Raw genomic sequence first — 16754 nt, 5'->3', positions numbered from 1 at the left:
ACACCATGAAGGGTACGATCTCGTCCGCGCTCCACAATAAAATGTGGATCGGATCGTCGATCGATTGAGGGATGGCAACGGGTTCCATAATGACCTCCGGTTAGGATGGTCATTATTGTGAAGAGAATTTTCGGGAGGTCGTTTTCGAAATCGCGATAATTATTGCGATTTCATCAATTAGGCGAAAAAAGTTTGAAATTTGTATTGGCTTTGATCTGTTCTAGGTCCAACGCGATCAGCCAAAAGCTGTCTATCGAAATCCGTAAATAATAGAGCATGGCGTTTTTTGAAACGGCTCTTAGCCGTTTCGGTGACCGGTAGCTCGCGAGTTATCAATTTGCGAGAGGTGATCAATGCGATTTGTATATTCTGAAAACAGGTAGCCAATACTTTTAAAGCCAAGCCGCAACCGATTTTCACGGTCAAGCAATTAACTGCTTATAACCTGCTCTAGAAATTTCATTTTTCTGGGGTACGCAATAGATTTGGCATCGAACTCACGCGACGCGAAATCTCTGGCATTATGTCGTAATACCTTCAACGCTTCGCCTTCAGACAGCGCATGCTCAAGCATGCTAACGAGTTCTTCAGTGTTATTCATATCGACTAATAGCGCGTTGTCACCGTGCTTCAAAAATTCTCGAACAGGATCGGTATCACTCGCAACCAATAGACAGCCGCAACTCATAGCTTCTAACATTGACCACGAAAGAACAAACGGAACGGTAAGATAGAGGTGCACATCTGACGACTGAAATATTGAGATCATGTCTTTGCGCGACACCAGTCCGGTGAAATGTACCCGACTCAAGTCCAGATCCAAGTCTTCAATCATCCGTTGTTTCCAGCTACCGGATTCCAGTTTCCGACCATAGGCTACACGTTCAGAACCTACGATAATCGTATGAAAGTCATTACCTCGCTGTTGGAGCTTTGCCACTGCCTCCATCATCTCCGGAAACCCTCTGGTGGGTTCCATACCGCGCGCAAGGTAGGTCAGTACACGCGCGTCACGCGGAATTCCGATCCGAGACAGCAATTCTTCATCTCGACTACCGGGACAATGTAGATCCGTATCGACTCCGTCGGGCATTACGGAAATCATGTCCCTGATAAAGAGCGGAAACTGTTCCGCCTGATATTTCGTCGGGCAAATGGCCGCATCGGCAGAACTGAAATCCAGCCACATGGGGGAGTTACGTACCCGCGCTTTGGCGCGTCCATCCAGAAAATCTGACGGTAGATCATGGCGAGAGCGATCTTTCGGCGGCCACGAGTAATACCATTCAAAATAAGGAACGTACTTACTGCCGGGCCATACATCTTTCGCGAAAGAGCCAACGCCCCACCCCGAATGGGCCACGATTATGTCAGGACGATATCCCTGCTTACTCAAGTCCACAGCCATTCGTGCAAATGCCTGCGCATTGATAATGGCCTTTTCATACCCCGTTAGGTAATGATGCTGACCAGCCGTTACCCCACGGTGAGCCTTGAAGTTGACGACATCGAACTTAACGGCACCAACGTCGGTTTTGGCTGTTGCATATTTCACATCCCAGCCCTTGGCGGTTAGCCAATCAGCGAAACCACCGAACTGGGCAGGGAAGTTCTCATGAATAAATAATATTTTGTGTTGCGAATAGTGCAACTTCGTCATAAACGATAACAACTATAGGTAATCAAAGCACCAAACAGCGTTTTTTAGCCCATCCCATCCCAAACAAGCCAGAAGCAAGTAACAACAATGTTGGCGGCACAGGCACGGTTGCCGGGTCCTGGACATTCGCCACGCTAACGGAAGAGGAATAGAAACTACCGTCCACTAATCCCGCAAATGGCTCGGGGCCAAGCGGGTCGTCAAAATTAATTAACGCCAGAATAGAGGTCCCAAAACTACCGGCTCCAGTGCCGGTTAGATTGTTGAATTGTAGTTCGATGATATTTTCGGTAAATCCAACGGCCAATAAATCACCACTCAGAAACAAACCGGTATCATCATATATGCCGAAGCCGCCTGTGGCACCCGTCGTTGGGTCTGCCAAGGAAAAACCGATACCAAGATCTAACGTCGTGAATCCGGTAGTGGATATGCCACTTGCGCTATCGACGTCCGCAAGAAAGGTAGAAAGATCGCCATCAGGTGCAAACTCGAAGTAATCAAAAAAAGTCGAACTGACACCCAGTATCGGGTCTGAAGTCGTCAATCCCAGCGTCGCCGCCGAAGAGAAATTTGGCATGGCTAACCACAATGTCGCCGTCAAACATACTGTTCCTAATGGTTTGTTCATCAGATTTATTTCCTAAAGTTTCAAATTTGCTTATAACCAAAGATCGGTCGAAATCGTTAAATTATCGGGTGTGACGCCTTGGCCGATCACATAAATCGCATCCAAGTCATCGTTCATGAATATCACAGCACCTGTGCTGGTCGCGCGTATCGATCCAATATCTGTAGCGTTATCGAACACGATGGTATCCACACCGACTTCATAATCCATAATGACGTCACGTTCACGAATGCCGTTATATGTCTCTTCACCGAATACGAAAATATCTTCGCCCGCACCGCCCAGCATACGGTCATAGGAACCAGCCAGACTGCGAATCAAATCCGGATCGTTCGTACCTACCAGATAATCGCTTCCAGCAGTGCCAATGATCGAATTAATGCTTGGCTCATTACTGAGTACATCGAGATTAACTTTGCCACTGTCAGTGCCGCCAAAACCATCGGAAAGGGTGTATTCGAAAGAAGCGCCGCCGGTGAACCCCGCATTAGGCGTAAAGGCGATTTCATCGTTGCCACTATCGGCGTCGCCCTTGTCGTCTAGTTGCACTGAACCATTCTCAGCAGCAGAGACTGACACCACCTTCAGACTATCACCTTCGGCATCGGCATCATTGGCTAACAAATCGCTGACCGCGATTTTCAATGAGCTATTGACGGCAACCGTAAAGCTATCGGTTTGCGCAACAGGGGCCGTGTTGTCCTCGTCGGTTTCGCCATCCTGGTCGTTGTCTTTCCCGTCGTTGATTTCGGAGGCGCCCGGGAAAATACTGTCATCGCCATCGTCCAGATCACCAGCGATGGCTGCAGTGCCCTCGGGCATTTCATAAGCGGTCTGATTGGTGGCATCGTTATCCACGCCGATACCATCGCCATCGCCATCCCGAAACCAGGTAAAGGGGCCATCCAGACCTGAAATCTCGAGGGCACCGATATTCGGCGTCGATCCGCCTTGGCCATCAGTTACCTTGTAGACAATATTGACCGCCAGGTTGTCGCCAGTGTTCAGCGTGGCCGCGAACTGCGACGGATCGAGGGTCACCACCGAACCCAACAGTCCAAAGGCCACCGGATTACTGTTAGCGTCTTCGACCGCCACATCCGCGACACCGAGCACACCGCCATCAATGTCGGTCGCTGACGCATCCGCGAGAAGGTCAATGCTGACCACAGCTCCGTCTTCATCGATTATTCCAGCGTCAATCGGATTAGCCGTCGGTGGATCGTTTGGAGGTACAGGGAATACTGTGGGGTCATTGTCGTCAGGGTCTCCGCCGACGGCGACAATGCCTTCGCCAAGACTATAGGCATTAATCGATGTCCCGCCAAAGGCATCGCGATCATTATCTTCATAAAAGGTAAACGGACCTGTCAAACCATTGACCGCGATTTCCTGACGCTGAGCAACGGTAGCCCCCTCAGCATCCTTTGCCGTCCAGGAGACTTCGAAACGGGCTATGTCACCCGCACCGAGCTGCCCCGCAAAAAAGAACGCATCAAAGACGATGTCGCCATCGACCTGCGTCAAGGCACCACTCGCGTCAAGTTCACCCGTCACCTGTATTTCCTCGACCGTCAGCGCCCCACCATCCGGATCGACGATCGAGTCCAGTGGGCCGATCAGGACCGGGGGGGCGTTCTCGTCGACGTTCAACGGGTCGAGAGGTGTCGCCACAGGCGCATTGTTCGAGTCATTGTCAACGACCAAGGTGCTGGCTTGCCCGACAATCGACTCGGCGCCGATGACCCCAAGCACGCGCAGCGTTAACAATTCGTCATCTTCTCGCGCCTGATCGTCCCGGGTCAGTAATGTCACTGTCTTTTCGGTCTCACCGGGCGCGAATACGACATCGAAGCGAGCGTCAACGCCTTCGAGCAAGTCGGCCGCATCAACAGCAGTGCTTCCTGGTGTCGCAACTAGCCCAAGGTCAACCCAAATCTCGGCGTCCGACGGCGATGTCAGCGACAGTCCAAAGGTGACGGTTTCTTCTTCGTTGACGGACTCGGCGGCAGCCTCCAGGGACAACCCCGGAAGTGCAGGTGTGTCATCGTCTAGGACTCTTGCCATTGCGGTCGCCGACGTGATCTTTAGTGCTTCGTCACCGGCGATGATGGTCAATTCCAGATCACGGTCAGGCCCGGCCAAGTCATCCGGCGTAATCGCCAGCGTCACCGCTGCGCTGTCCTCTCCGGCTGAGAGTTGCACTGATTCAGGTGGCAACTGTACGCCGGCGACATTCCCGCCTAGCGTCAGGCCGACCGTGATCGCCTCATCCAATGGACCCGTCCGCCAGATCAGAAACTTCAATTCACCATCTGCCTCCGACACCAATGGAGTTAATGCCGATACCCCGAGTAGCGGGGGTGTCTCGCTCTCTGATTCGGCGACCTGCTCCAGCGGGACGCCAGCCACGTTGCCCGCCGCCTCAACATAGTCAAGGTTTCCGGTCAGGGCGTAGTCGAGGATCGCACTGTCCCGCAAGCCGGGATCGAGACCCTCCAGCGCATCCACGACCGCTGTCGCCGCCGCGACCACATCGGCCGGCAGGTCATCAAGACCGACCGAGAAACGCGGGAACGAGAAATCGGTAAAATCTGCGGTACTTTCTCCGAATTCGTAATGGAACAGAGAGGTCTCGTCCGTAACCCGCCAGGCATCGGCGAAATCCCCATACAGTTGCTCGAACAGCAGTGGCTGGTCGATCACGGTCCCGTCAGGTAGCGCAATATCGTTGGATCGGTCACCGTCGCCGTCGCCGAACAGCCCCCGGATAGAGCGTGCCTCCGAAGCCATGTCACTGAGAAAGAAGCAGACTCCGAGGAAGCCATCATAGATCCCCACCATGATTTCATCGCCGGCGGCGGTCTGGAGGACGTAGGCCTGACCATCATAGTAGACCGCACCATCGCCCACATTGACGAAACCCGGTGACAGGTCAACGGTCGTCTCTACACCATTAATCAACAATGGTGTGTCGCGGGTGATATCGATCATAATGCGGCTGCCACTAATCTCTGTCGCAATCGCCGTAATCTGGCTCGCCACGTCGCTGCCGGGTGTCGGCGCCGTGCGACCCTGAACCGTGAATCCACCTTCGCCCACGGCTTCGAAGATCGTGAACTCGCCGACTGTCTGAAAGTCGTACGCCAAGCCATCAATCGTGACAATATGCGGATCGCCCCAGAAATCGAATTCGCGGCGAGGGAAAAGCAGGCTGACGATGTCATCGTCGTCTACGACAGTCGCCGTAGCTTCGCCATTGACGATCTCGACGAGGCCGCCCCCCGGTGTTCTGGCGGCATCCAGCCTGAACAACACGTCCTGATTTGCTTCAGGATTACTGTCCCGAAGGATGTCCAGGGTCACGATCTTTTCGGTCTCGCCCGGGGCAAACGTGATCGAGCCGGCCGTTATGGCATCTTCCGGCTTGTCCTCGGCGCGTACCGGTATGCTGAAATAGACCTCCACCGGAGTAAAGAGGTCCGACGACAGTTCAATCAGGTCGATCTCGAACAAATCGATGGTCCCCGGCAAACCAAACGACACCGACGATCCGAACAAAGGCCCGACGGATGCGTGAAAGGTCGAACCAAGCATGTTCTCCGTCGCCATGATCTCGGCCTTCAACGCCTCGAAGCCCAAGGACCCGATGGGAACCAACGAATAAGACGCGCTCAAGGTGCCTCCCAGCGCATAGCTCAATGAACCATCGATCGACCCGCTATCGGAACCCGGCGCCGTCGCACTGAAACTGCCTCCCGACAGGTCGAATTCGTTCCCATCAAGGCTGCCCGTTACGGTCAACTCAGGCGTGAATACGTACTCGCTGACGAGGTTGTAACCCAGTCGCGCGAACATGTTCAGCAGGACATAGTTCAAAGTCAGCTGAGCACCGGACAGCATGATGGTCTCGTCTTCCTGAAACAGGTCGAGCGCGGGAATCGCATTATCGAGGATTTCAAGAAACTGGAATTCCAGTGATGCGACTTCTTCCGCAACCGCCACCGAAACTGATTCAGTACCTGTCGGACTGTGCCCCCGGCCGGTTTCCGGCGAGCCAGATCCATCCGGAATCTGAAGTGTCGCTATGACACCATCGAGAACTTCAAACTCGAATGAATCCGCGGACAAGAGATCGATCAGCGGAATGTAGGCAGACGCACCGAGCAAGTTAACATCACCGAAATTGTAAACTTCGCTGCCGAAGGCATTCAATGTCAATCCTTGCAGGCTTACTTCGGCATCGAGTTCCAGGCCGATTCCGAGGTCACCGAAACTGAAGGGCTCTGTCGAAAGCGAGTGGTATAAGCCGACTCCCGTCCCCAGATTGAGAGCATAACTTTCGCCAGCGGTGACCACCGATGGCCGGCTAAAGTAATTGGATATCGACGACACGATATCGATCTCACCAAGGGAGATTTCGGTGATCGCGAGATCCAGCGCCACGTCAAATGCCGACTCGTAGTTCCCGGTCAACACGCCACCGGTGAAACTTGCGGGGATGGCACCGGAGTTTTCTGCGCTGAACAGCTCGAATTCCTCACCGATTGAAAAAATTGACGGCAAGACATCGGAGTCGTTTAGTGAGTAGGCAGCATCCGCGCCAAGCAAATCGAATGTACCACTGAAAGACTGCGAAATGATGTCGGGTTCCGCGCGTGTCTGCTCGGCAAATGTCGTTGCAGTCGTTGCAGTCGCGTGATAGTTACCAGTCAGCGACCATGATCCAAAGCTGTTGAACTGCTGCCATTCCTGAATGACGTACTGCCGCGGGGCGACATCGCCAAGCACCACCGAGTAGTCGACCGTGAGTGCAGTGTCCACGGGACCATCGCGGGTGATTCTGAACTCCAGAGCATCGCCCGATCCATTGCCGCCTCTCGGTGGAAAGAAGTCAAATGACGAAGACCCTCCGGAAAAGTCAAGGGCCCGGATGCCTTTGCCTTCCACGACAATCTCTCGCACTGCCTCGACCGAGACCGACGGTAATTCATCATCGTTTTCGATCGTGCCGGTCGCCGACGTGTTGACAATCTCGACTTGCGCATCGCCGGTGGCGTCGTCGATGATGAGCATCAGGTCTTCGTCGAACTCGGGCGTGTCGTCACCAGCGACATCAACTGATACACTGGTCGTGCGCTCACCGGTTGCAAAGACCGAGGTGCCAAATTGCGGCAAGCCACCGACGACATCCGACGCATCCGCGGAGCCGGCTTCGATATGCCAATTGACCGTAGTCTCACCGTCGACGGCACCGCTGCGCGTGATCACGAAATCCAAAGTGCCGCCGCCACCGGCATCGCCTTCGATCGTCGTGTCTCCTGTGACCTGAAGAAAGGTCGTGCTGCCACCGCCACCCGAGTCGTCCGCAGCAAGAGAGAGATAATAGTCACCTCCCGGCTCATTTCTCGGATCGGTTCCCGCAATACCGACGGTGATATAACCGATACCATCGAATGTGGGTGTGAAAACGGCCGCCAGGTCGCTCGGATAATCTGTTTTGGCGAAACTCTCTACGACGCTACCGGAAGCGTCGCGAACAGTTAATGCCGGGGGGAAATCTTGAAAACCTCTGGCATCAATAGATACCGTGTACTCTGTGCCCGCATCGAACGTGGTGCGAAACCAATCTTCATCCGCTCCCGCCTCTATAACACCGTAAACCGGTTTATCGGTCGTGATGCTCGCACTCGTGGACACGTCGTCGCCGACAGTGTCGAATACCTGCACGACGGACAAGAGATAATCGCCGGTCCGCGACGCATCGAAACCGGAGACATCGATGATCAGATTGTCCCCGCCAAGACCTCCGAAAGACAAAGAGATGTCGTTGGGATACGAGGCGCTGGTGCCGAGCCCCCGTATGAAGGCGGTTTCTCCGGTAGTCGCATCTTCGCGACGAATCCGAAGCGTTTGACCCGTCAGCGGTGTGGGGCCTGAAGCCGCCAGCGTAACCATGAAATAGGCATCGCCAGGTGTAGTCAGTCGAAACTCGTCCGCATCACCACCAAACTGCAGGCCTCCGGTCACGGCTTCGCCGATCTGTAGGGGCTCAGCATCAAGACCCGCCACCAAACCACTCGACCCCGGAATCTCGTCAACTGTTCCTTCGACCGCGCGCGCCTCCAGCAACGAAAAGCGGTAATCACCCCCGTTACCGCCCCGCGTTCCCCTAAAGTCCGTGTATACATTGTCGATCAGAAAAAACGAGACATCACCGGCTTCCGACGTCCAGAGGTTGGACTGTGACACGTGCGGACCGGCGCTGAAACCGGTCGATACAACGGGACCAAACGAAATAGCGGTGGATGTGCCGATCGACGGTGCGATGAGCGGATCAATTCCGATACCGACCAACGTCGCTACATAAGCGCTGTTTGCGCTGAAATTCGCAGAGAATTTGTCCTCATCGCCTCCACCTGCCAGGTTCCCCGCATAGCCTTCTCCGGGCGCGATGAGAAATGGACCGAACCCTGAGACGGATGGCGCAAAGGGGTCATCCACACCACCGAGTTCGGTCGATTCGCGATAAACTGCGCTGCCAGGACCGTCCAGTACAAAGAAGTAATCGCCCGTGTAGAACGATTGGTCGGGGTCGGTATAGACTTCGATGAACAGAGCACCATCATCGCTAGCGACGATATCCGCTTCGCCGATGTGGCTATCAATGAAAGAGACCGTCGCCAGGAACTCCGCCGTCGAAAGAATAGCCTGAGGATCCTGTAATTCGAGTTCTGCCGCAGTTACGCCGGGCACCATGTAAATGTTGACGTAGGTGTTGACCCAGGGGTTTCTGACCAGCGGTTCTGCTGCCTGCTGGTCGGAGCCCAGAAACGCTGAGAAGGCCTCTCCGGCTCGTACATCGACAGCGTATTTTTCCGTTTCCGGAAAGCTGCCATCCAAATCCAACGAAGATGTCAATCGTGCATTTTTTGAAAGCACAAAATCGCCTTCGCCAAATGAATCGAAAGACCCCGTAGTTTCAGACAGGTTCAAAACTTCTAGCCGGTAACCGCCACCGATCTCACTCCATCCCATAACGTCCAGGAACAGTTCATCATCCGTCTCTGCCCAGTAGACGACCCGTGCAACTCCAGATTCGTCGAACTGGTCGGTGAAATAGATAGAGTAATCCGAATTATGGAACACTAGCTCGGCATTATCGACGCCAGGTCGAAAAGTCTCATCACGCCGCAATGTGAACACATAGGAGGCGCCCGCCAACACGCTGACGCGATAAGAATCGGTGTCATCAGAACTGAAGAGGTCACCCAACGCATAACCCCCGTCGGGGATCAGCGGTGCATCAAGAGACGTCGTAAACGGAAGATCGGAAGTCCAGTCGTCATCAACTCGCATTTTTTTCTCCTTTAAGTTCATCGTCTAAAAACAACCCGTTTTCGTCAAACACATCAAATCCGCCGGTTGGGTTGGCCAGATTATAGGTTGCGCCAAATCTAATTTCGGTTAAACCTAACGGGCGACACACCGCCTGTGAAGTCCAGGACTACACCAAAAATGGATAGATCACCATCCGTAACTAAATCTAGGAAATCTATTTTGGAGAAACTGGCTTCAATCTTTGGGGATCCAATATCAAGCACGATTGTGGCTGCATTTAGATCAAAACTGGTCATCAAGGATAGTAGGATAAAACCAAGGAGGGAGTTCAGAACATAACTAATCATTTTTTTTCATTTCCGAATTCTGATTTCGATTAAAAAAGAGATTTAGAAGTAAAACCTTACCTCCATATTTCTAAGCAAATAACTTGCCGAATATTAGAAACATTTGTTTATCAATAAATCTTAAAGAGAATCATTCTCAGGAATCGTCAAAATGTCAGTATTTTTTACAGAATTCGCAGGATTCATGGATTATGTGTAAAAATTTCTGACAATTAAGGAAACTCTGAAAAACTACCGTTTTTAAGACGAAGAAAAACAACAGAAGCGTTTTTGAAGCCTCGCCTCGTCAAAGCGGAGAACGGTGTGTTCTCTGATAAATCCGTGGATCAGATTTACGAAGAAGTCTTGCAGGGCGTGCGGTAAAAAACATACCGTTCCTAATGGTTTGTTCATCATTTTAATGTCCTAAAGTTTGAAATTTGCTTATAACCAAAGATCGGTCGAAATCGTTAAATTATCGGGTGTGACGCCTTGGCCGATCACATAAATCGCGTCCAAGTCATCGTTCATGAATATCACAGCACCTGTGCTGGTCGCGCGTATCGATCCAATATCCGCAGCGTTATCGAACGCGATGGTATCCACGCCGACTTCATAATCCATGATGACGTCACGTTCACGAATACCGTTGTATGTCTCTTCACCGAATACGAAAATATCTTCGCCCGCTCCGCCCAGCATACGGTCATAGGAACCAGCCAGGCTGCGAATCAAATCCGGATTGTTCGTGCCCACCAGATAGTCGCTTCCAGAAGTACCAATGATCGAATTAATGCTTGGCTCATTACTGAGGACATCGAGATTAACTTTGCCACTGTCGGCGCCACCAAAACCATCGGAAAGGGTGTATTCGAAAGAAGCGCCTCCGGTGAACCCGGCAGTCGGCGTAAAGGCAATTTCATCGTTTGTTGGATCGGCGTCACCTTTGTCATCGAAAGTTACCGTACCATTGATTGCAGCGGAAACACCCGTAACCTTGAGTGAATCGCCATCGCTATCGGTGTCGCCCGCCAACAAATCCGCGACAGGTATAATCAACGTACTATCTTGTTGGACTTCGAAGGATTCGTCATCGGCAACAGGATTATGATTGTTTTCGTCGATCACACCATCTTGGTTATTATCCTTGTGGTCGTTAAAATCGAAGGCACCGGGATAAACCGTATCGTCCGTATCGTCGGCATCGCCAGCCACATCGGAAGTGTTCAGAGGTTGTTCGTAAGCCAATTGATTCGTCGCTTGGTCATCAAAACCGAAACCATCCAAGTCACTATCGATATACCAGGTGTAAGGACCGGCCAACCCGTTAATCGTGATGATCACTGTTGCCTCGTCATACCCTCCATTGCCATCGGAAACCGTATAAACGAAACTGTCAGTTGCTGTTTCGCCGGAACCTAGGTATTTAAATGCGTCATTAGGGTTGTAATAAAAAGTTCCATCGCCGTTGTCGGTCACAACGCCTTTGGTTTCGCTCAGGTCGAGGCCGGATACGTTCAAAGCGTCATCGTCAACGTCTGTATCATTCAGCAGAACATTGCCGGTCGTTATTGGTGACGACTCAGATGTTGTGAAGCTGTCAGTAGTGGCTTCTGGTGCATCATTCTGCCCGTCAATCTTAAATGTAACCGATGCAGAATCTATCCCTTCCCTTCGCTGATCACTAATTTCATAAGTCAAAACATCAAAAACAGACTCTCCGACAGCCAAATTTTCGAACGCTTTATTAGTTGAATAGGTAAAAGTACCATTAGCCGCGATTTCTAACACCGCTCCAGAGGATAAATAAATTTGGTTTCCTAGCGTAGCCAAATCATCATCGTAGTCACTGAGTAATTGACCATTGATTCTAATTAAGGATAACAAGTCGCTATCCGCATCAAAATCAGCAGCACCATTGGTTTGGTCAGTCAAAAAGTTGCCAGTAACGAACGAGTCTTCATCGAGCCGATAAAAATCATCAGTCGCAACAGGGGCAGTTTGGGTAGTGATCGTGAGTACGGTATCGGCCCCTACATGAGATAAACTGATATCTTTACCAGCGTAATCACCCTTAAAGGTAAATGTTGCATCAATCTCACCATCTAGGTCTTCATCGATATTGACGATCAATGAACCTTCGATATTGAAAAAGTTTTTTAAGTCAAGGGTCTTCCCAAGTATCGTAACGGTATTGCCATTATCAGAACTAAAATTGTATATGACCGTATCTTTTATATTCTCTAATGTACCTTTGACGTTATTAATTGCTCCGCTTACACCTGTCACAACACTACCACTTGTGTCTATAGAATGCTCCCAAGCATCGTCAACTTTCTCAGCTATAATGCCGCCCCAGATGGTTCCACTATCATATAGGATAGTTTCAATTTTTCCTTCTCCAACACCATAGTGATTATGTACTCGGATACTCCCAGCTCCGTTATTAATCTCAAGCTCGAGCCTTCCACTTGAAGGAGATTCTGGAATAAACTTCGCATCTGTAATATAACCATCGATAATTAGAGTATCTTGGCCTCCCTGATCCAAAATGCCGAGTCTATTCTCATTTCCAACGTAGGCATAATATGTATCATTGCCCTCCCCTCCGAGCAGAGCGTTATCGCCAAACCATCCGTTCAGCGTATCATCGCCGTCTGTGCCCACAAGAACATCATTACCGTCTCCCGTCTCAATCCAAGCTCCCTGTCCTGCACCAATAACGACGACGTTCTCAGAGTCGCCTTTAGTATCCCAACTCGCCGAGTCGGCCAGGCTTATACCCACTCGGTCCGACTCACTAATTAAGCTCTCAAATTGATCTGGAATGTTATCTAAACCGGGCATCCACCCAAAAACCGGGAGCACTGCCTGCTGGAGTTCCGCAATCCCGTAGAACTCGCCACCAAGCGATGAAACGTCTAATGTCAACCACTTGGGATTCGAAACGTAATCAATCCCGATTATAGTCTGATCGTACTCCACACTCTGTAAAACTGAACGTGCTGCAACTTCAATAGCGAAATGCGAAACAGCCGATATAATTTCATCGGAGTCTATCCGGGTAAAATCTGGAGCAGAGTAGCCAGAGCCTAAGAAACCAGTTTTAAGAAGAGAAATATAATTCTCAGCATCATACAATAACCCTGTTAAAACATCAGGCCGGGCATCAAGGCGAGACAATGTGATGTCAGAGAGCAGCTCCCTCTCTGTATAGTTAGGTAGATTTTCAGCAACTCCAATCGAGTCGGCCAGGTCTTTATCTAATAAACCCTCCAGAAATCCTGGCAGGTTTTTATAGGCTGAATAATTAAGCATCTTGTCAGCATAAGCTATCGTATAGTGTAATTGCATCCTATGGAGATTCACGGCTTTCTTAAAATCAGGATCTGCCGTCGCGCCCAACACTAATCCAGGTTCTAGATCAACTAGTTCAGTACCATAAGTAGACGCCTGAAGCCAACTCTCTAGCAGCGCATCCACTTGTTCTTTGCGTCCAAAAGGGTTTACCTCCGATAGTATCAAACCGATTTTATCCACTAAATCTATGAATAACGCATTAGATGGATCACCCAATTTACTAATTTCACCCAACACCTCCCCATTCACCCTCAACGAGGTGACATTTGGTAGATTTGAAGAGAAGGTTTGATTATAAAATGAGAACTGGTCAAGTTCGTTATTTGGGAAGAGATCGCTTATCAAGCTATTCAGGCCAGGAGCAAAAACCATAGCCTGATTTCCTGTTGATCCGCCTAAAAAACTAGCAACAATTGCTCCAAGCGAATGGCCAGTGAAGGTTATGTCGTTAATATCAATTCCGTCACGGACCAATCTGTCAACAAAATGGAATGCTTCTAAGACGTATGACCTAGTAACAAGCTCTTCCTCTGCGACACCAAGTCCATCAAAAGCAGCAAGAAGCACTGGGTCTTCACCATTTTCCGCTATTCCCAGTCCTAATGGGAAAGAGGTATTGAGGAGTTCCAATGGAATAGTGATAGTATTGAAGAGTATTCCCTTCGTTTCGTCTGTACCCCTAAATGAAACAACGACTTTGTCTGTCCCGACTTCACGATAGGCGGTAGCCTGCATCGTCGATACTACAGAATTCAAATATACTGGCACTGAGCCATTAAAGGGGTCATGAAGCTTATCATTACCATCATATGTCGACAGAATAGCCCGCCATTGATCAGGCACATAGGTGTTTCTGCTTATAGCATCACTACCAGTTCCATTATAGGAATCAATAGCGAAATGGGCCATTAGCAAAATGTCTTGCCAAGACTCATAACTGTTTCCGCTGAAATTAAAGTTCGGGGCTTGCGGTTCAGTACTGCTCTCTAAATACGCGACCACCGCATCACTAAAATTGCCACTGGAGTCCTGAACAGCAAAGCCAATGTTGTCAAATTCTCCTTCTGCACCGGAAACAAAGGCCCAGTTATCAATGTCGGAAATGGAGATGCCTGGAATCGTAGTTCCCTCGGGCGTCGTAACTACCTCACCTTTGTAGGTGAGATATCCGCCGCCAACGCTTTGGTCAACCAACGAAAATTCAAGGACATCGGCAACCCCGTCCGGATCATTCCAGCTAAATAACGAGCTTAACGCCGTACTCGTGTCCGGGAGTACAGTGATGGAATACGCCATCGCAGTGGGTACACCTGTATTGACCAACGTCAGCAGGGTGCCACCGTACGACGATACACCAAACTGGAAGTCGGAAGACGTATAGCTCCCAACCAACGTAAAAGTACTGTCTGCGATCCCATCCAGATCCGTGTCGATCTGGACGACCGTATCGCCGGACAGCGCAGAGAACTGGAAATTCGCTGCGTCTAGCACACTGTCCGTAATCCAAACGGAATCCGGTGCCGACAGGTCTTCAATTACGTCGCCGTTGAGATTGACCAGGCTGCCCTGGAATGTATCGGCGCCAAATCCACCATTCAGGGTGTCGTTGCCCTCCATCCCCTGTAGAATGTCATTTCCATCGAGGCCGTAGATCCGATCATCAAAGGCTGTGCCAATGAGTTTGGAAGGGTTTCCTGGTGCACCGTCATCGTCCAATGGAGTTCCGGTGATCACTAGACCGGAAATCGATGAATCCAGACGCATGGTTACGTCAGAAAAGACGATGCGTTCGATGTTGATCAAGTGGTCAACGCCGTCAGGATTCCCAAGACGGTTGTCATAAACGGTTATACCGCTGCCGTCGAGTACTACCGAGTATTTGTCACGATTACCGGTGAACTGAACAACATCACCCTGGCTACCCGATGCGCTGTCGTCTGAACCACCGTCGATCGTGTCGTTGCCGGCTCCGCCCCTGAACAAGTCGTCCCCGTCGCCACCGTCCAGGACATCATCGCCCTGCCCGCCATCCAGGACATCACTATCGGCGCCGCCAACAAGCGTATCGTTTCCATTACCACCGAAAAGCTGATCTTCGCCGACATCCCCTTCCAGGTAATCGTCACCTCCACCACCGGCCAGCGTGTCATTGCCGGCACCGCCAAGCATCGAATCCGAACCACTGTCGGAGTCGTTGTCGGCATAGATGTAGTCGTCGCCATCACCACCATCGAAGAGCAAATTGGCGGATGGCCCGAAAGAACTGGCGACGTAGATGGTATCGTTGCCTTCCTCACCGGCAACCAGATCATCGGTAGCACCGGCAACCCAGTGATAAGTTATCGTATCGTCGCCACCGCCACCTGAGATACTGCCGCTCGCATCAATGGTATCGTTGCCCTCTCCAGCATCGATCGTGTTGGCGCCGTCGGTATCGATAATTCGGTCAGCGCCCGCGCCACTGGAAATCACATCGTTCCCGTTACCGCCGAGAATGACATCGTCACCCGTTCCGCTGGTGACCGTATCATTACCGTCTCCAGCCTCGACTCTGTTATTGCCGTTTCCTGCATCGACAAAGTCATCGCCAAACCGCGCCCGAATGTAGTCACCATTTTCAGTGCCGACAATAGTGTCGCCAACGTCCGAGCCAACGATGTACAGACCTGCTTCCAGCGTGGACGCCGAATAGTCACCATCAGAAAAGCGGAAGATTTCGATGTTCCTGACGATGTCTTGTTCGGTTCCGTCTAATGTGGTAACACGAATAAGTGAGGCGTCCGTTGCGTCGGTAGTTACCACGTAATCGGCGCGGGGACCATCGAAAACTGCAATGTCACCAACTCCACCAACCCCAAGCAGATCGCTGCCGCCATCAAGCCTGTCACTACCCGATGAGCCAGAGAGTATGTCATCACCATCGCCCCCCGACAGTTCATCGTTCCCGAATTCCCCAAAGAGGCGGTCGTTGCCTTCGCCGCCGGAAAGGTGGTCGTCCTGATTCCCGCCGAAAAGAAAATCGTCACCGGTTCCGCCAAGCAGGGTGTCCCTACCTTCATCACCTCGAAGGGTATCGTTACCGTCACCTCCGTCGAGCAAATCCAGACCTTGCAGGCCGATGAGCACATCATTGCCGGCCAGCCCGTATATTTGATCGTTCAGGATTGAACCGATAAGAGCACCCGGGTTGCCCAAGCTGTCATTGTCATCACCGGGCGTACCGGTAATCACTAGCCCTACGAAATCTGTGGCTACATCCGCATCGCCATCGGAAAACCTGATGGTCTCTACGTTAGTAACCCTATCGGTGCCATCAGGAGAATTGAGACGAATGTCGTATATCGTCAAGCCAACCGCATCTCCAACCACCGAATAGTTCGCCCGGGCTCCACTGAAGACGGCAATATCGCCCAGGGTTCCAGAGGCGCTGTTATCA

The 16754-nt window shown here is 51.2% G+C and carries 6 protein-coding genes; 1 reads left to right on the top strand and 5 read right to left on the bottom strand.

Features of this window, described 5'->3' with window-relative positions; all coding sequences use genetic code 11:
- The 4 genes from NP596_RS14285 to NP596_RS14270 all read right to left on the bottom strand — a co-directional run.
- The coding region (locus NP596_RS14285; RefSeq protein WP_256616061.1) for a type IV conjugative transfer system protein TraL at positions 1-88 on the bottom strand (88 nt) is incomplete at its 3' end.
- Between the two features lie 342 nt (positions 89-430).
- Positions 431-1660 carry a glycosyltransferase gene (locus NP596_RS14280; RefSeq protein WP_256616059.1) on the bottom strand — a complete coding sequence of 410 codons (1230 nt, stop codon included), beginning with the start codon at positions 1658-1660 and terminating at the stop codon, positions 431-433.
- Between the two features lie 22 nt (positions 1661-1682).
- Positions 1683-2291: a PEP-CTERM sorting domain-containing protein gene (locus NP596_RS14275; RefSeq protein ID WP_256616058.1), complete on the bottom strand. Its 609-nt coding sequence runs from the start codon at positions 2289-2291 to the stop codon at positions 1683-1685.
- A gap of 30 nt (positions 2292-2321) precedes the next feature.
- Complete coding sequence (locus tag NP596_RS14270; RefSeq protein WP_256616057.1) at positions 2322-9650, bottom strand: Ig-like domain-containing protein; 7329 nt, start codon at positions 9648-9650, stop codon at positions 2322-2324.
- 599 nt (positions 9651-10249) lie between these two features.
- Between NP596_RS14270 and NP596_RS22065 the strand changes: the two genes are divergently transcribed.
- Positions 10250-10342 (top strand): hypothetical protein, encoded by a 93-nt coding sequence (locus NP596_RS22065; RefSeq protein WP_371927955.1) that lies wholly within the window; start codon positions 10250-10252, stop codon positions 10340-10342.
- Positions 10343-10402: 60 nt separating this feature from the next.
- Here NP596_RS22065 and NP596_RS21930 read toward each other — a convergent pair whose 3' ends face one another.
- Complete coding sequence (locus NP596_RS21930; protein WP_305891781.1) at positions 10403-16666, bottom strand: cadherin-like domain-containing protein; 6264 nt, start codon at positions 16664-16666, stop codon at positions 10403-10405.
- Positions 16667-16754 lie beyond the last annotated feature (88 nt).

Source organism: Methylomonas rivi (assembly GCF_024505165.1).
In the GTDB taxonomy this organism is placed as follows: domain Bacteria; phylum Pseudomonadota; class Gammaproteobacteria; order Methylococcales; family Methylomonadaceae; genus Methylomonas; species Methylomonas rivi.
Note: the sequence above shows the minus strand (reverse complement) of the source record. Positions and strands in the feature narration are given on the sequence as shown.